Here is a 17316-nt window from a genome sequence, read left to right on the forward strand (position 1 = left end):
GACGGCAATCGTGCAAAATCCGCCAATCTTCGCAAGCCTGCGAACCCTCCCGGAGCACGCGCCGCCATGCCCCAGCCGCCCCTCCCCCCTCCGCCTGCCCTGCCGCAGGCGAAAAGGCGCCAGGCCACGGTCGCGATGGGCTTCGTCGACGGCATGCTGTCGGGCATGCGGCGCCGCGGCCGCGATCCGGCGCCGCTGCTCGCCGCCACCGGCATCAGCCTTGCAGATACTGCCAGCCGCATCCCGGTCGACCGCTACGCCGCACTGTACAACCTGATCATCGCCGAACTGGACGACGAAGCGCTCGGCCTGTTCCCGCGGCCGATGCCGCCAGGCAGCTTCGAATTCCTCTGCCGCGGCATGCTGGGCACGGCGACGCTGGAGGAAGCGCTGTCGCGCGCCTGCCGTTTCCTGCGCCTGGTGCTGGCGGACTTGCGGGTGGAGGTCAGGCGGCAGGGCAGACATGCCGAGATCGAGATCGCCGAGGCCCCCATCCCCGCCACGCCCCCGCCCTTCAGCGGCCGTGACGACCCCGCCCGCGTGTTCGCCTTCGAATGGCTGCTGCGGCTGGTCCACAGCGTGGCCTGCTGGTTCGTCAATCGCGGCATTGCGCTCGACGAGGTGCGCTTTCCCTATGCCCGCCCAGCCCATGCCGACGACTATGCGCTGGTCTATACCGAGTGCTCGGGCTTCGAAGGCGACACGCTGCTCGCGCGCTTCCACGACAACCTGCTCGATCTGCCGGTGCGGCGCGACGACACGGCGCTGGCGCACTTTCTCGAAGGCGCGCCGGGCCGGATCTCGATGCTTTACCGGCGCGACCGCGAAATGGTGGTGCGCGTCCGCGACCTGCTGCGTGCCGCGCTGCCGGTCAACCTGTCCATCGAGGAGGTTGCCCACCAGCTCCACCTGTCGACCCGGACACTGCACCGCCGGCTCGAAGACGAAGGCTCGAGCTTCCGCCTGATCAAGGAGGCCACCCGCCGCGACATCGCCTGGTCGCGGCTGGCCAAGACCCGCCAGCCGATCGCGCAGCTTGCGGCAGACCTCGGTTATGCGGACACGTCGGCCTTTTATCGCGCTTTCGTTTCCTGGTCGGGCCAGTCGCCCGAGCAGTTCCGGACCCAGTTGGCCGCACGCCAGGACAGCCATCGCGCGCTCCCGCCTGGACGGCCCGGCAGGACATGAGACCGAGGCAGGGGAAACGGGCTGCCGGCGTCCGCGCCGCCGCCAGGCGCCGCCGGCGTGACACTTGCCCCTGCACAGTACCGGGGAACTGTGCCAGCATTGGCCCATAACAATACCGAACAGTACGGAGACAGATCACGACCATGGCGCAGCCGCCCGCCGAAAACACCCCTCAATTGCCCGGCCCCTCGCCGGAGCAGCGCCGTCGGCACGACCTGCTGATGGCCGGCCTCGATCTGCTCGACCAGGCGATCGCGGTGTTCGACGCCACGCCCAAGCTGGTGACGTGGAACAAGACCATGCAGCGGCTGCTCGACTTTCCCGAATCGCTGTTCAGGGTCGGCACCCCCTTCGAAGCGTTCGCGCGCTTCAATGCCGAGCGGGGCGAATACGGCGAGGGAGACGTCGAAAAACTGGTCGCCGCGCGCATGGCCGCGGCGCGCTCGTTCGAGCCGCACTACGTCGAGCGCGTGCGCCCCAACGGCCAAGTGCTGTCGGTGCGCGGGGTGCCGATCCCCAATCTCGGCTTCGTCTCGCTGTGGACCGACATCACCGAGCAGCGCCGCGCCGAAGCGCTGATCCAGGAACAGAACGCCCGCCTCGAAGCCCGGGTCCGCGAACGCACTGCCGAACTCGAGCAGGCCAACCGCGAAATCGACCAGATCGCCGAAGCGCTGCGCCTGTCCGAAGGCCGCATGCGCCTGATCCTGGACGCCATTCCGGCAATGATCGCCCACGTCGATGCCGGCCGCCGCTACCGCTTCGCCAACCGTGCCTACGCCGAATGGTTCGGCCTGACGAAGGACGGCATCGTCGGCCGCTCGGTCGAGGAAGTCTTCGGCCCGGACCTCTACGCCGTCATCGACGGCCACCTGCACGATGCCGAAGAGTCCGGCGAGCGCGTCAGCTACGAATACGCGCGCAAGAACGCGGACGGACACACCGTGCATGCCCGCAGCGTGGTCGTGCCCGACGTCTCGCTCGAAGGCGGCTTCCGTGGCTATTTCGTCATGTCCATCGACATCACCGAACAGAAGGCCAGCCAGGCCGCCCTGGTGCAGGCCCAGAAGATGGAAGCGGTCGGCCAATTGACCGGCGGGCTGGCGCACGACTTCAACAACCTGCTGACGATCATCATCGGCAACCTGTCGGCGCTGCAGGACAGGCTGGCGGGCGGTGAAGGCGCCGGCTACGTCGACCCTTCGCTGCAGGCCGCGCGCCGCGGCGCAGAACTGATCCGGCGCCTGCTCAGCTTCTCGCGCCGCCAGACGCTGGAGCCGGCTGCCATCGAAGTCGGCGAACTGGTGCGCAACATGACCCAATTGCTGATGCGCACGCTGGGCGAGACCATCTCCGTCGGCCTGAACCTGCCGGACACGCCGATCCACGCCCTCGCCGACCCCCATCAGCTCGAAAACGCCATCCTCAACCTGGCCATCAACGCGCGCGATGCGATGGCCGGCAGCGGCACGCTGTCGATCGCCGTTCAGCCCCGCCACATCGACGGCGCCCTTGCCCGGCTCGTCGAAGTGCAGCCCGGCAACTACGTGCAGATCGACGTCAGCGACACCGGCAAGGGCATCGAGCCTGCCGTGCTGGCGCGCGTCTTCGAGCCCTTCTTCACCACCAAGGCCTTCGGCAGCGGCAGCGGCCTCGGGCTGTCGATGGTGTACGGTTTCGTGCGCCAGTCCGGCGGCAACATCCGCATCCTGAGCACGCCGGGCAAGGGCACCAACGTCCGCTTCGTGCTGCCGATGACGCAGCCCGCCCGCCCGCCCGCTTCGCCACAGTCTGCCGCGCACGCTCTCCCCGCATACGAAGGCGGTCCCGTGCTGCTGGTGGAAGACGAACCCGAAGTGCGCAAGGTCATCCGCATGCAGCTCACCGAACTGGGCTATCCGGTGATCGAGGCCAGCGACGGCGTCGAAGCACTGGCATTGCTCGAGAACATCAGCGACATCGCGGTGCTGGTCAGCGACACCGTGATGCCCGGCGGCCTGAGCGGCCATGAACTCGCCCGGCGGGCGCGCATGCTGCGCCCCACCTTGCCGATCCTGCTCATCACCGGCTATACCAGCGAACGGCCGGAAGGCGGCGACGCCGCGGCGCAATTGCCGGTGCTGCGCAAGCCCTTCGAGCCGCCGGCACTGGCCGCCGCGCTGGCCGCGCTCGCCATGCAGGACACAGCCGCAGACACATCCATCCACGCCAAGAACCCGGCCACGAAGGAAAGCCCGACATGACCCCGAGCCCCCCGGACGCCCCCTCGCCGCTGCTCTTCGTCCTGGAGGACGAAACGGACATCGCCCGCCTGATCTGCGCCAGCCTGGCTGAATACGGTTTCCGCTGCGAACACCTGGGCACCGGGCGCGAGCTGCTGGCACGCGCCCGCATCCAGTCGCCCGACCTCTGCATCGTCGACCTCGGCCTGCCCGACATGGACGGCATGCAGGTCGTGCGCCAGCTGCAGGAAGGCACGCCCTGCGCGGTGCTGATCCTGACCGGCCGCAACGACGTCACCGATCGCGTGCTCGGCCTCGAGCTCGGCGCCGACGACTACATCGTCAAGCCTTTCGAACCGCGCGAGCTGGTCGCCCGCGTGCGTTCGATCCTGCGCCGCTATCAGCGCTCGGCGGCGCCGGAGCTTGCCGGCGAAGCGCACATCGCCCGTTTCGCCGGCTGGGAATTCGACGGCAACCGCCATACCCTGACCGCCCCCGACGGACGCGAGATCGGCCTGTCCGCAGCCGAAGCCGGCCTGCTCGCCACCTTGCTGCGCCGCCCGAACAAGATCCTGTCGCGCGAGCAGCTGCTGGGCGAACGCGACGTCGACCCCTTCGACCGCAGCATCGACGTGCGCATCTCGCGCCTGCGGCGCAAGCTCGACGACGACCCGCACAACCCGAAGCTGATCAAGACCGTCTACGGCGCCGGCTATCTGTTCGCCGCACAGGTCAGCTGGCGCTGAGAGTCACCGAGAGCCTTTCGGGCCCTGCAGTTTTCAAGCACGGGCATCAGGTACATAATTATGAGTTATTGATTAACAAAACTTCGGAGTCCTGCATGTCGTCACCGCGCCCCTTCAAGATCCTCGGTATCCAGCAGATCGCCATCGGCGGCCCCAGCAAGGAAAAACTCAAGACCCTGTGGATCGACATGCTCGGCCTGGAAGTGACCGGCAACTTCGTCTCGGAGCGCGAGAACGTCGACGAGGACATCTGCGCGATGGGCAGCGGCCCGTTCAAGGTCGAGGTCGACCTGATGCAGCCGCTCGATCCGGAAAAGAAGCCGGCCGTGCATGCCACGCCGCTGAACCACGTCGGCCTGTGGGTGGATGACCTGCCCAGGGCGGTGGAATGGCTCGGCGCCAACGGTGTGCGCTTCGCCCCCGGCGGCATCCGCCGCGGCGCCGCCGGCTACGACATCACCTTCCTGCACCCCAAGGGCAACGAGGAGTTCCCGATCGGCGGCGAAGGCGTGCTGGTCGAACTGGTGCAGGCGCCGGCGGAAGTGGTGGAAGCGTTCGCGAAGCTGGCGGGCTGAACGCGGCGGCAAAAACGCCGCACAAGAAAGAAGGGCTTCCTCCGCCAGGGAGGAAGCCCTTCTGTTTTTTCCTGTCCCAGGCCCGTTTTACAGCGCGGACGCCGAGAAGGTGTCGCACTCGCTGAAATTGCCCCGCTCGAGACCGGTGCGGAACCAGCGCACCCGCTGCGCGGCGCTGCCGTGGGTGAAGCTGTCGGGCACGGCATAGCCCTGCGTCTGCTTCTGGATGTGGTCGTCGCCGATGGCAGTGGCAGCGCGCAGCGCCTCCTCGACGTCCCCTTCCCTCAGGATGATCTGCTGCTGACGCACGGCATGGTGGGCCCACACGCCGGCCAGGCAGTCCGCCTGCAGCTCGAGCCGCACCGACAGCTGGTTGCCCTCGCGCTCCGACGCGCGCTGGCGCGCCTGCTGCACCTTGCCCGAGATGCCGAGCAGGTTCTGCACGTGGTGGCCGACTTCGTGCGCGATCACGTAGGCCTGGGCGAAATCGCCGGGCGCGCCGAAGCGCCGGCTCAGCTCGTCGAAGAAGGACACGTCCAGGTAGAGCTTGCCGTCGGCCGGGCAGTAGAACGGCCCCATCTGGGCCTGCCCCACGCCGCAGGCACTGCGCGTCGCCCCGGTGAACAGCACCAGCGTCGGCTCCCTGTACTGCTGGCCGGAAGCACGGAAGATCGCCCCCCAGGTCTGCTCGGTTTCGGTCAGCACCTTGGCCGAGAAGCTGGCCAGCTCGTTCTCGGCAGCCGGGCGCTCGGCGCCTGGCTGGATTCCCGACGGCGACTGCAGCACCGCGGCATTGTCGAGCACCACGCTCGGGTCGATGCCGAAATACATCGCCACCAGCGCCAGTACGATGGTGCCGATGCCGATCTTGCCGCCTCCACCCAGACCGCGCCCGCCCTGGCCGCGCCTGTCCTCGACGTTGCGGCTTTCCCTGCCGTTGCGAAAATCCATTGCCCTCTCCTGCATGTCGTTGGCGGGATGCTACTCCGCCGCCGCGCGATGCGGGAAGGGGTAAGGGCTCCGGGCCTTCGAGGCTCTAGTGCGCGGCTGCCTACTCGTCGAGCCCCGCGGCAGCGAGCTTGTCGCTGCGGATCGCCTCATACTCGTCCTCCCAGAACCATTTTTCCTCGCCGAAGGCGGGTTTCAAGTGGTGCAGCCAGGTCGCCTGCCCGTCGTAGCGGGCGAAGAAGGGCCGCTGCACCCAGTCCGGATTGCGCCCCTGGATGAAGCGCAGCACGAACACCTTCTCGCCGGCGATCTCGGCCACGCCCTGGATCTCGACCTTGCCGGGACTGGCGCTCATGCTCGGGCCGCGCGCGGTGCGGCCGAGGCCGGACACCTGCTGCATGGCCTCGCGGTAGATCTCCCAGGCGCGCGCCAGCGGCACCTCGAAATAGGCGCGCGCGCCGGTGTCGCGCTCGGCGAACATGTAGTAGGGCACGATGCCGAGCCTGACCTGCATCTTCCACATCTTCGCCCACACCGCCGGATCGTCGTTGATGTGCGCCAGCAGCGGCCCTTGCGCACGGATCACCGTGCCGGTGCTGCGCACACGCCGGATCGCGGCCTGCGCGGCTTCGGTGTCGAGTTCCTTCCAGTGGTTGTAGTGCGCCATCAGCGCGACGTGCTTGCCCGCCTCGGCCAGCTGCGTCAGCAAACGGATCAGGTCGTCGGCATCGTCCGCGCCGAGGAAGCGATGCGGCCAGAAAGTGAGCGCCTTGGTGCCGATGCGGATGGTCTGGATGTGGTCGAACTCGGGCTTGAGCAGGGGTTCGAGATAGTCGCGCAGATGGCGCGTCTTCATCACCATCGGATCGCCGCCGGTGAACAGCAGGTCGGTGACCTCGGTATTGCGGCGCAGATAGTCGTGCAGCGTCCTGGCCTCGGAAGCCGAGATGCGCAGCTCCTTGTCGCCGACGAACTGGGCCCAGCGGAAGCAGAAGCTGCAGTAGCTGTGGCAGGTCTGGCCCTGGCTGGGGAAGAACAGCACCGTCTCGCGGTACTTGTGCTGGATGCCGTCGAGACGGTTGCCGTGCTCATCGCGCGGCATGTTCATCTCCATCTGGTCGGCCGGATGGGGGTTGAGCTCATGCCGGATTTCGGCGACGGCCTGGTCCAGCTCGGCCTTGTCGGCGCCCTTGCGCAACAGCGCCGCGATGCGATCGAAGTGCTCCGGCGCGAGCATGCCGCGCTGCGGGAAGGTGAGCTGGAAGATCGGGTCGGCGGGGATGTCGTTCCAGTCGATCAGTTCGTCGATGACGTACTGGTTGACGCGGAAAGGCAGCACCGAGGACACCACCTTCATTTCGAAGCGCCGTTCGGCGGAGAGTCTGCCGAGCTGCACGATGCGGTCGAGATCGCGCTGGGTATACACCTTGAACGGTACCGGCTCGAAAGCCGCGTGCGCCGCCTGTTCGATGGTCCAGCGCGGCTTCAGGGTCTGCACTTGAGCAGTCATCTATCGTCTCCTTTCAGTCTGGTCTGACGATGCGCGGGCCGCTGTGGAAGCAGCGCCCACGGCTCCACTACCGGGGCCGTTCGGGCGCGGGCCTGGCAGTCGTCAGGGAGTGGGGAGGCGGTCCGGCGGCGCGGATGAGAGGGGCGCCAGAAGCCGGACCAGCATGCACCCGCCTAGCGGGCTCGATGGAAACGGGCGCATGTTATTTCACAAAGTATATTTGTGTAAATGCGATTCTTTGCAAGCCGATTGGTTCCCGACTGTTTCCTTCACCCTCAAGTCGGGGCCGGGCGCGCCGATATGCGTTCACCCAGGGCGCTCGGAAAACGCCGCAGCCACGCCCTGAAACGGCCCGCTCCCACGGACGGGTGCCCGTACCAGCCCCTACAGGAAGCAACATGAAAATAGCCCATAAAGTCGGCATCGCAGCCGCCGCCGTCCTGTTCCTCACCACCGGCCTGCTGTCCCTGATCCAGGTCAGCCAGGTACGCGACAGCCTCCGCAGCCAGGCAGAGGCCAGCATTTCCGACACCAGCAGCACCATGGCCCACCAGATCGAGAACTGGCTCAACGCCAAGCTCCACTTGATCGACCTGACGGCCCAGACCATCGACAGCAGCTACAGTCCGCAAGAACTCCAGCGGGTGATCGGTGCGCCCATCCTGAAGGATGAATTCATCCTGGTGTTCGGCGCCCTGGAGACGGACGGCAAGGCCATCAGCAACACCGAAAGCTGGAAGCCGGCCGCCGACTGGGACGGCCGCCGACGCCCCTGGTACGCCACGGGCAAGAGCGGCGGCCGGGCCACGCTGACCGAACCTTATATCGACACCACCACGAGCGAACTGCTGATCTCGGCTACGGCCAAGATCAGCGATGCCGGCCGTTTCCTCGGCGTCTTCGGCGGCGACATCAGCCTGCAGCGGATCGCCGATGCGATCAATACGCTCGACTTCAACGGCGCCGGACACGCCTTCCTGCTCAACCGCTCGGGCAAGATCATTTCCCACCCCCGGGCCGAGATGAACGGCAAGCCCTACACGGAACTCTTCGACGGCGCCCAACCCGCGCTGGACAACACGCTGCGCGAGGTCACCGGCGGCGGCAAGACGCTGTTCGTCTCCTTCACCCCGCTGACCGGACTGCAGGGCATGGACTGGTACATCGGCGTGGTGGTGGACAAGCGCATCGTCATGGCCGAGGCCGACCGCCTGACCTGGATGGCGGTCGCCGGCACGGCCGTCGGCGTCGTCGTCAGCCTGGTGCTGCTGATCCTGCTGGTGACCCGCCTGCTGCGGCCGCTCGGCTGCGAACCGGACGAAGCCGCGGCGATCATGGAAAAAGTGGCGGACGGCAATCTCACCACCGAGATCGCCCGCTCGCACCCCGGCAGCCTGCTCCACACCCTGGGCAAAATGGTGGTGTCGCTGCGCACCATGATCGGCGAGATCCACCGCGACGCCAACCAGTTGGCGGAGAACGCACAGCGCATCACCACCGCGTCGGACGACGTCGCCAGGGCCGCCGAGCACCAATCCGACGCCACCACCTCGATGGCGGCCGCCATCGAGGAGCTGACCGTCAGCTCCAGCAACATCTCGGACAGCGCCCGCGAAACCGCGCAGGACTCCGTCACCGCGGTCGAACTGTCCGGCCAGGGTGCGGAGCGCGTCGGCCAGGCCAGCCAGTCGATCCAGCAGATCGCCAGTACCGTCACCGACGCTTCGGCCCGCATCCGCGCACTCGAAGAACGGGCCCGCCAGATTTCCGACATCGCCAACGTCATCAAGGAAATCGCCGGGCAGACCAATCTGCTGGCGCTCAATGCCGCCATCGAGGCCGCCCGTGCCGGCGAACAGGGCCGCGGCTTCGCCGTCGTCGCCGACGAAGTGCGCAAGCTGGCCGAGCGCACTTCGACCGCAACCACCGAAATCGAGCAGATGATCGTCGGCATCCAGAGCGACACCGTGGGCGCCGTGGAAGCGATGGACGCCGCGCTGCCGGAAGTGCGGCAAGGCGTCGAACTGGCCGGTTCGGCGACGGAGGCCCTGCACGCCATCGAACAGGGCGCGCGGCGCACGCTCGAGCGCATCGGCGACGTCGCCGATGCCACTACCGAGCAAAGCGCGGCCAGCACCGCGATCGCCCAGCGCGTCGAGCAGATCGCCAAGATGGTCGAGGAAACCACCGGCACCATCCGGAGCACGGCCACGACCGCGCACGACCTGCAGGGCATCGCCACCAGCCTGCAAGGGCTGGTCAGCCGCTTCCGCATCTAGCGCAGCCAGGCGCCGGGCGCATTCGCGCCCGGCCGAACGGCCGGCGGAGGCCGTTTCTTTCCGCACGACATCAGGCATCATGGCGCGTCCAGACAGCAGTCAGCACCGACCATGAGCGCTCCCGTCTATCTGCGCCGCCCGCCCGACTGGGAAGAGCACGAGAAACCCACCCTGCCCGGCTCGCCGGCGATGATCCACCACCCGCCCTGGGAGCGGGCCTGTTATGCGCTGGTGGCGGTACTGGTCGGGCTGGCCGGGGGGCTGGGCAATGCGCTATTCACCGCCAACCTGCCCACCATCCAGGGCCAGTCCGGGCTGACGCCGAGCGAGGCGATGTGGCTGCAGGGCGCCTACATCGGCTTCAACGTCACCGCCAACCTGCTGATCTACAAGTTCCGCCAGCAGTACGGCATGCGCCTGTTCACCGAGATCGGCCTGGGCGCCTATGCACTGCTGTCGGTGCTGCACCTGCTGCTGGGCAGCCCGCAGAGCCTGCTGCTGCTGCGTGCCGCGAGCGGACTGGCGGCAGCGGCCTGCACCACCTTGTGCACGCTGTACATGCTGCAGGCCGCGCCGCGCATCCATGTGCCGAAGATGCTGGTGCTCGGCATCGGCATCACCCAGTTGGCCACCCCGCTGGCCTGGATCATCTCGCCCGGCCTGCTCGACCACGGCCAGTGGCACAACCTCTACCATCTCGAAGCCGGCCTGGCGCTGATCGCCTTCGCCGCCGTGGTCTTGCTGAAGCTGCCCGCGGGCGTCCATATCCAGAGCTTCGAGCGCCTGGACTTCCTCAGCGCGGCCTTGCTGATTCCCGGCGTGGCGCTGCTGGTGGCCGTGCTGGTGCAGGGCACCACGCGCTGGTGGCTCGACGCGCCGGAACTGGCCTGGATGCTGGTCGGCGCCATCGTGCTGCTGACCGCCGGGCTGTATCTCGAACACCACCGCCGCAATCCCATGCTGCAGACGCGCTGGTTCACCCAAAGCGCCAGCGTGCGCTTCGTCATCGGCGCCATCGTGCTGCGCTTCCTGACCACCGAACAGAGCTATGGCGTGGTCGGCATGCTGCGCACGCTGGGCATGACGCCCGAGCAGATGCAGCCGCTGTTCGGCGTCATCCTGGCCGGCACCCTTGCGGGAATCGCAGCCTCGGCCCTCACGATCAACATGGAAACCATGCGCCGCCAGCTGATCGCCGCCCTGCTGCTGCTCGGCACCGCGGCGCTGCTGGACTTCGGCCGCAGCAGCCTGGACCGCCCGGCGGACTTCTATCTCAGCCAGTTCCTGGCCGCGGCCGGCGCCGGCATCTTCATGGGCCCGCTGATGCTGCTCGGCCTGATCCAGGGGCTCAAGCAGGGGCCGAACTACATGATCACCGTCATCATCGCCATCTCGATGACGCAGACCCTGGGCGGCCTGGCCGGCTCCGCCGCGCTCGGCACCTACCAGATATACCGCGAACAGGCGTATTCGGTCGCCATCACCCGGCACATCAACCCCGTCGATCCGCAGGTCGCCGCCCGCCTGCAGCAGCAACAGCAGGCACTCGCCGGCCAGGTCGCCGACCCTGCGCTGCGCAGCGCCCTGGGCGCCGCCCAGCTGGCACAGATCGCCCGGCGGGAAGCCAACGTCAGCGCCTTCAACGAGGTCTTCCACATCGTCGCCATGATCGGCTTCGGCTACCTGGCCTGGGCGCTGTTCCAGGCCCGCCGGGCCAAGTGGGCTGCCAGCATTGCGGCCATGCGCAGCCGCTGGCGCAGCATCGGCGACGCCAGCGGCGAGATCGGCACCGATGCCGCGATAGCCGCCACGCCCGAATCCGGCCAGCAGGCTCCGCCCATGCCCGCACGCTAGCGCGCCGCCTTGCCTTTCCCGACCCAGAATCCGCTCTCACCGCATGAGCAACGAGATCATGAGCGACAACAACACTACCCAACAGCCCCCCTCCCCGCCTGCGGCCGCCGGTGCTTCCGCAGGCCCATCGCCGACGCCCAAGAAACTGCGGCCGACGCTTGCCAGCGCACTGGTCGCAGTGCTGATCGGCACGGTCGGCATCCTGCTCGTGCTGCGCGCCTGGAACCTGCCGCCCTTCCAGACCAGCCTCATTTCCACCGACAACGCCTACGTGCGCGGCCAGGTGACGGTGCTGGCGCCGCAGGTCAGCGGCTACGTCACCGAAGTGCTGGTGCAGGACTACGAACAGGTCGCGGCCGGCCAGCCGCTGGTGAGGATCGACACCCGCAACTACGAAGCGGCGCTGGCGCTGGCCCAGGCCCAGCTCGCCAACGCGAAGGCGCAGCTGGCGAACTCCGAGCAGACCCAGGCCCAGAACAAGGCCACGCTGCAGGCCAGCCGCGCCGCCCTGGCCGCCGCCGAGGCCGAAGCCACGCGCGCCCGCGCCGACCTGAAGCGCAACGAAGCATTGGGCAAGGACGGCGCGGTGGCGCTCAGCCGGCTCGAACAGGCCCGCGCCACCGCCCGCCAGGCCGATACCCGGGTCGAACAGGCCCGGGCCGACATCGCCATCGCCGGCGAACGGATCAAGGCCACCACGGTGAACCGCGACGCGCTGCAAGCCCAGGTCGACATGGCCGAGGCCCAGTTGCAACGCGCCCGCATCGACCTCGACAACACCACCGTGCACGCCCCGGCCGACGGCCAGGCCAGCGAGATCGGCGTGCGCAAGGGCCAGTACGTCAGCGCCGGCTCGCAGCTGCTGTTCGTCGTGCCGCGCACGCTGTGGGTCATCGCCAACTTCAAGGAAACGCAGATGGCCCGCGTCCGCCCGGGCCAGCCCGCCAGCTTCACCGTCGATGCGCTGGAAGGCGCGCGCATCACCGGCCGGGTGCTGGAAATCGCGCCCGCCACCGGCTCCGAGTTCAGCGTGCTGAAAGCCGACAACGCCACCGGCAACTTCACCAAGGTCGTGCAGCGCCTGCCCGTCAAGATCGCCATCGACCCCGACCAGCCGCTGGCCGAACGCCTGCGCCCGGGAATGTCGGTGATCGCCGAGGTCGATACCCACGGCGCGGCCAGGTAGCGGGACGAAAAAAAACGGGCCCGCTTGCGCAGGCCCGCTGATCCGACAGGCACCCGGACTTGCATCCGGATCTCCCTCCCTATCGATCAAAAACGTCCATCGTTTCGGCTCACTCGAACTCGATGATGACCTCGTCCACCGACAGGCTGGCGCCCGGCTTGGCGACGATCTTCTTGACCTTGCCGTCCTGCTCGGCGCGGAGCAGGTTTTCCATCTTCATCGCCTCGATGACGGCGAGCTTCTCGCCCGCCTTCACATCCTGGCCTTCGGCCACGGCGACTTCGCGCAGCAGGCCCGGCATCGGCGACAGCAGGAACTTCGACATGTCGGGCGGCAGCTTCTCGGGCATCAGCGACAGCAGATGCGCGGCACGGACCGTCATCACCATCGGCTCGACCTGCAGGCCGAAGTGCGAGATGCGGTAGCGCAGGCCGCGGCGCTCGATCTGCAGCGCGAGCGGCTTGCCATTGACGGTGCCGGTGAACAGCAGGTTGCCGAAGGTCCAGTCGGACAGGATGTCGTAGGTCCTGCCTTCGTAGGTGATCGACAGGCCGCCGTCGATGTGCCGGGCCGTCACCGGGTAGTGCTTGCCGCCCATCACCACGACCCAGTTCTTCGGCACCTTGCGGCCGTGGCCGGCGAGCTGGCTGTCGATCTGCACCGCGCGCTCGATGTAGCGCATGCGGGCGAAGGTGGCGACCGCCGCCAGCAGCGCCGGATCGTCGTGCGGCACCATCGAGGCGTCGAAGCCCTGCGGATACTCTTCGGCGATGAAGCCGGTGTTGAAGTTGCCCGAGCAGAAGCGCGGATGCTGCAGCAGCGCGGCCTGGAAGGGGATGTTCGAGCTGATGCCGCGGATCACGAAGTGGTTCAGCGCGTCGCGCATCAGCTGGATGGCGTCGTTCCGGTCCTTGCCGTGCACGATGAGCTTGGCGATCATCGAGTCGTAGTACATCGAGATCTCGCCGCCTTCATACACGCCGGTGTCGACACGCACGCCATTGCCTTCGGCCGGCGGCTGGAACTTGACCAGGCGGCCGGTGGAAGGCAGGAAGCCGCGGAACGGGTCTTCGGCGTTGATGCGGCATTCCATCGACCAGCCATCGAGCTTGATGTCGTCCTGCGTGAAGGCGAGCTTCTCGCCGGCGGCGACGCGGATCATCTGCTCGACCAGGTCGATGCCGGTGATGTTCTCGGTGACCGGGTGCTCCACCTGCAGACGGGTGTTCATCTCCAGGAAATAGAAGCTCTTGTCGGCGCCGACGACGAACTCGACCGTGCCGGCCGACTCGTAGTTCACCGCCTTGGCCAGCGCGACGGCCTGCTCGCCCATCGCCTTGCGCGTGGCGGGGTCGATGAAGGGGCTGGGCGCCTCCTCGATGACCTTCTGGTGGCGGCGCTGGATCGAGCATTCGCGCTCGTTCAGGTACAGCGTGTTGCCGAAGGAGTCGGCCAGCACCTGGATTTCGATGTGGCGCGGCTCGACGACGAATTTCTCGATGAACACGCGATCGTCGCCGAAGCTGTTGCGCGCTTCATTGACGCACGCGGCGAAGCCTTCGTGCGCTTCCTTGTCGTCGAAGGCCACGCGCAGGCCCTTGCCGCCGCCGCCGGCCGAGGCCTTGATCATCACCGGGTAGCCGATCTTCTTCGCGATCTCGACCGCCTCGTCCGGGCCGGAGATGGCTTCGTTATGGCCGGGGATGGTGTTGACGCCGGCTTCCATCGCCAGCTTCTTCGACTCGATCTTGTCGCCCATCTTGCCGACCGAGTAATGCTTCGGGCCGATGAACTTGATGCCTTCCTCTTCCAGCCGGCGCGAGAACTCCTCGTTCTCGGACAGGAAACCGTAGCCCGGGTGCACCGCCTCGGCGCCGGTCTGCTTGCAGGCGGCGATGATCTTGTCCATCACCAGGTAGGATTCCTTGGACGGCGCCGGGCCGATGCACACGCCCTCGTCGGCCATTTCGACGAACAGCGCATCCTTGTCCGCCTCGGAATACACCGCGACGGTGGCAATGCCCATCTTGCGGGCGGTCTTGATGACGCGGCAGGCAATCTCACCGCGGTTTGCAATCAGGATTTTCTTGAACATTTAGCTGTATTCCTTGTGCGCGGATCAGAGCGGGATGTTGCCGTGCTTGCGCCACGGGTTTTCCAGTTCCTTGTCCTTCAGCATCGCCAGCGAACGGCACACGCGCTTGCGGGTCTCGTGCGGCATGATGACGTCGTCGATGAAGCCGCGCGCGCCGGCGACGAAGGGGTTGGCGAAGCGCTGCTTGTACTCGGCTTCGCGCTGGGCGATCTTGGCGGGGTCGTTCTTTTCTTCGCGGAAGATGATCTCCACCGCTCCCTTCGGCCCCATCACCGCGATCTCGGCGCTCGGCCAGGCGAAGTTGACGTCGCCGCGCAGGTGCTTGGACGACATCACGTCGTAGGCGCCGCCGTAGGCCTTGCGGGTGATGATGGTGACCTTGGGCACCGTGCATTCGGCGTAGGCGTAGAGCAGCTTGGCGCCGTGCTTGATGATGCCGCCGTATTCCTGCGCGGTGCCGGGCATGAAGCCGGGCACGTCGACCAGCGTCACCACCGGGATGTTGAAGGCGTCGCAGAAGCGCACGAAGCGCGCGGCCTTGATCGAGCTCTTGATGTCGAGGCAGCCGGCCAGCACCAGCGGCTGGTTGGCGACGATGCCCACCGGCGAGCCTTCCATGCGGGCGAAGCCGATGATGATGTTCTTGGCGTAGTCGGGCTGCAGCTCGAAGAAGTCGCCGTCGTCGATCATCTTGAAGATGACTTCCTTCATGTCGTACGGCTGGTTCGGGTTGCTCGGCACCAGGGTGTCGAGCGACTGGTCCAGGCGGTCGGCCGGATCGATGGCCGGCACCGCGGGCGGCTTCTCGCGGTTGCTGCCGGGGATGAAACCGACCAGGCGGCGGGTCATCATCAGCGCTTCGACGTCGTTCTCGAAAGCGAGGTCGGCCACGCCGGACTTGGTCGTGTGGGTGACGGCGCCGCCCAGTTCCTCGGCGGTGACTTCCTCGTGCGTCACCGTCTTCACCACTTCGGGGCCGGTCACGAACATGTAGGACGAATCCTTGACCATGAAGATGAAGTCGGTCATCGACGGGCTATACACCGCGCCGCCGGCGCACGGCCCCATGATCAGCGAGATCTGCGGCACCACGCCGGACGCCAGCACGTTGCGCTGGAACACGTCGGCATAGCCGCCGAGCGAATCGACGCCTTCCTGGATGCGGGCGCCGCCCGAGTCGTTGAGGCCGATCACCGGCGCGCCGACCTTCATCGCGTGGTCCATGACCTTGCAGATCTTCTCGGCATGGGTTTCCGACAGCGAGCCGCCGAACACGGTGAAGTCCTGCGAGAACACGAACACCAGGCGGCCGTTGACGGTGCCGTAGCCGATCACCACGCCGTCGCCCGGCGTGTGGTCGGCATCCATGCCGAACTCGCTGCAGCGGTGCTCCTTGAACATGTCCCATTCTTCGAAGCTGTCGTCGTCGAGCAGCAGCTGGATGCGTTCGCGGGCGGTCAGCTTGCCCTTGGCGTGCTGCGCGTCGATGCGCTTCTGGCCGCCACCGAGGCGGGCCTTCTCGCGCTTCTCCTCGAGCTGGCGAATGATGTCTTGCATTGATGATCTCCTGTCGGATCGTATGGATCGGGTGCCTGGGGCCCCGGTTTGCTTCGATTCAAAGATGGCCGAGCAGCCGCTGGGCGGCGAGCGAGGGCGTGGTGCTGCCCTCCTTCACCGCGCGCGCCAGCTCCGGCAGTTCCTGTTTCACCAGCGGATGGTTGCGGAAGCGGCTGCGCAAGCCCGAGTCGATCAGCTCCCACATCCACGCCATGGCCTGCTGCTGGCGCTTGGCGGCGAATTCGCCCGACGCGGTCAGCGCCTTGCGGTAATCCGTCACCGCCGTCCAGAATTCGGTGACCCCCTGGTTGTGCAGCGCCGACAAGGTCAACACCGGCACCGTCCAGTTGGGGCTGGCCGGACGCAGCATGTGCAGCGCGGTCTTGATCTGCGCGCGGGCGCGCATCGCCGCCGCGGGGTCGATGTCGGCCTTGTTGATGACGATCAGGTCGGCGATCTCCATGATCCCCTTCTTGATCGCCTGCAGGTCGTCGCCGGCATTGGGCAGCTGCAGCAGGCAGAAGATGTCGGTCATGCCGGCCACCGCGGTCTCGCTCTGGCCGACGCCGACGGTCTCGACGATGATCACGTCGAAGCCCGCCGCCTCGCACACCAGCATGGATTCGCGCGTCTTCTCGGCCACGCCGCCCAGGCTGCAGGCCGAAGGGCTGGGGCGGATGAAGGCGGCGGGATTCTGGCTGAGCAACTCCATCCGCGTCTTGTCGCCGAGGATGGAGCCGCCGGTGACCGAGGACGACGGGTTGACAGCCAGTACCGCGATGCGCAGGCCCTGCTCGATCAGGTACAGCCCCAGCGCCTCGATGAAGGTCGACTTGCCCACCCCCGGCACGCCGGAGATGCCCACCCGCATCGCCTTGCCGGTAAACGGCAGCAGGGCTTCGAGCACGCGCTGGGCGCGCAGCTTGTGGTCTTCGCGCTGCGACTCGATCAGCGTGATGGTCTTGGCCAGCGGACGCAACTGGCCCGCGGTCACGCCCTCGACGAGGCTGCGGTCGGCGGCATCGAGACCGGCGTTCGCGGTGGTCGTTGGGGACGGAAGTTCAGGCATGTTCATCGGCTTCGGGGCTGCTGGTGCATCGGTCGGCGCAGGCCGCGTGGGCAGTTCAGCCTCACGCGACCATCGGCATGCGCCGGC

Annotated in this window: 12 protein-coding genes; 7 read left to right on the forward strand and 5 right to left on the reverse strand. The window is 67.3% G+C overall.

Annotated features, from left to right (window positions below):
- Nucleotides 1–135 precede the first annotated feature (135 nt).
- From QM748_RS12290 to QM748_RS12305, 4 genes are all read left to right on the forward strand, one after another.
- Nucleotides 136–1188, forward strand: a complete 1053-nt coding sequence (locus QM748_RS12290; protein WP_415248064.1) for an AraC family transcriptional regulator — start codon at nucleotides 136–138, stop codon at nucleotides 1186–1188.
- A gap of 143 nt (nucleotides 1189–1331) precedes the next feature.
- Nucleotides 1332–3431: a PAS-domain containing protein gene (locus QM748_RS12295; RefSeq protein WP_415247226.1), complete on the forward strand. Its 2100-nt coding sequence runs from the start codon at nucleotides 1332–1334 to the stop codon at nucleotides 3429–3431.
- Nucleotides 3428–4156, forward strand: a complete 729-nt coding sequence (locus tag QM748_RS12300; RefSeq protein ID WP_415247227.1) for a response regulator transcription factor — start codon at nucleotides 3428–3430, stop codon at nucleotides 4154–4156. Before QM748_RS12295 ends, QM748_RS12300 begins: the two co-directional genes overlap by 4 nt.
- 95 nt (nucleotides 4157–4251) lie before the next feature.
- Nucleotides 4252–4731 (forward strand): VOC family protein, encoded by a 480-nt coding sequence (locus tag QM748_RS12305; RefSeq protein ID WP_415247228.1) that lies wholly within the window; start codon nucleotides 4252–4254, stop codon nucleotides 4729–4731.
- Nucleotides 4732–4818: 87 nt separating this feature from the next.
- On the opposite strand, the gene QM748_RS12310 is transcribed toward QM748_RS12305, so the two are convergent.
- Together QM748_RS12310 and QM748_RS12315 are read right to left on the reverse strand one after the other, a co-directional pair.
- A complete protein-coding gene (locus QM748_RS12310; protein WP_415247229.1) occupies nucleotides 4819–5682 on the reverse strand; it encodes a neutral zinc metallopeptidase in 864 nt (287 codons plus the stop codon).
- Between the two features lie 100 nt (nucleotides 5683–5782).
- Nucleotides 5783–7189, reverse strand: a complete 1407-nt coding sequence (locus QM748_RS12315; protein WP_415247230.1) for a KamA family radical SAM protein — start codon at nucleotides 7187–7189, stop codon at nucleotides 5783–5785.
- Between the two features lie 398 nt (nucleotides 7190–7587).
- Between QM748_RS12315 and QM748_RS12320 the strand changes: the two genes are divergently transcribed.
- From QM748_RS12320 to QM748_RS12330, 3 genes are all read left to right on the forward strand, one after another.
- Nucleotides 7588–9468 carry a methyl-accepting chemotaxis protein gene (locus tag QM748_RS12320; protein ID WP_415247231.1) on the forward strand — a complete coding sequence of 627 codons (1881 nt, stop codon included), beginning with the start codon at nucleotides 7588–7590 and terminating at the stop codon, nucleotides 9466–9468.
- Nucleotides 9469–9579: 111 nt separating this feature from the next.
- Complete coding sequence (locus QM748_RS12325) at nucleotides 9580–11322, forward strand: MFS transporter (protein WP_415247232.1); 1743 nt, start codon at nucleotides 9580–9582, stop codon at nucleotides 11320–11322.
- A 58-nt stretch (nucleotides 11323–11380) separates the two neighbouring features.
- Entirely contained in the window at nucleotides 11381–12508 is a 1128-nt protein-coding gene (locus tag QM748_RS12330) for an HlyD family secretion protein (protein WP_415247233.1), read from the forward strand.
- A gap of 109 nt (nucleotides 12509–12617) precedes the next feature.
- On the opposite strand, the gene accC is transcribed toward QM748_RS12330, so the two are convergent.
- Genes accC through meaB form a run of 3 tightly spaced genes read right to left on the reverse strand, consistent with a single transcriptional unit; the run spans nucleotide 12618 to nucleotide 17229 of the window.
- Entirely contained in the window at nucleotides 12618–14603 is a 1986-nt protein-coding gene (gene accC / locus QM748_RS12335; RefSeq protein ID WP_415247234.1) for an acetyl-CoA carboxylase biotin carboxylase subunit, read from the reverse strand.
- A 24-nt stretch (nucleotides 14604–14627) separates the two neighbouring features.
- On the reverse strand, nucleotides 14628–16160 hold the full coding sequence (locus tag QM748_RS12340; RefSeq protein WP_415247235.1) for an acyl-CoA carboxylase subunit beta: 1533 nt from the start codon (nucleotides 16158–16160) through the stop codon (nucleotides 14628–14630).
- A 58-nt stretch (nucleotides 16161–16218) separates the two neighbouring features.
- Entirely contained in the window at nucleotides 16219–17229 is a 1011-nt protein-coding gene (meaB, locus tag QM748_RS12345; protein ID WP_415247236.1) for a methylmalonyl Co-A mutase-associated GTPase MeaB, read from the reverse strand.
- Nucleotides 17230–17316: the final 87 nt, after the last annotated feature.

This window comes from Thauera sp. (assembly GCF_047601425.1).
Taxonomy (GTDB): Bacteria; Pseudomonadota; Gammaproteobacteria; order Burkholderiales; family Rhodocyclaceae; genus Thauera.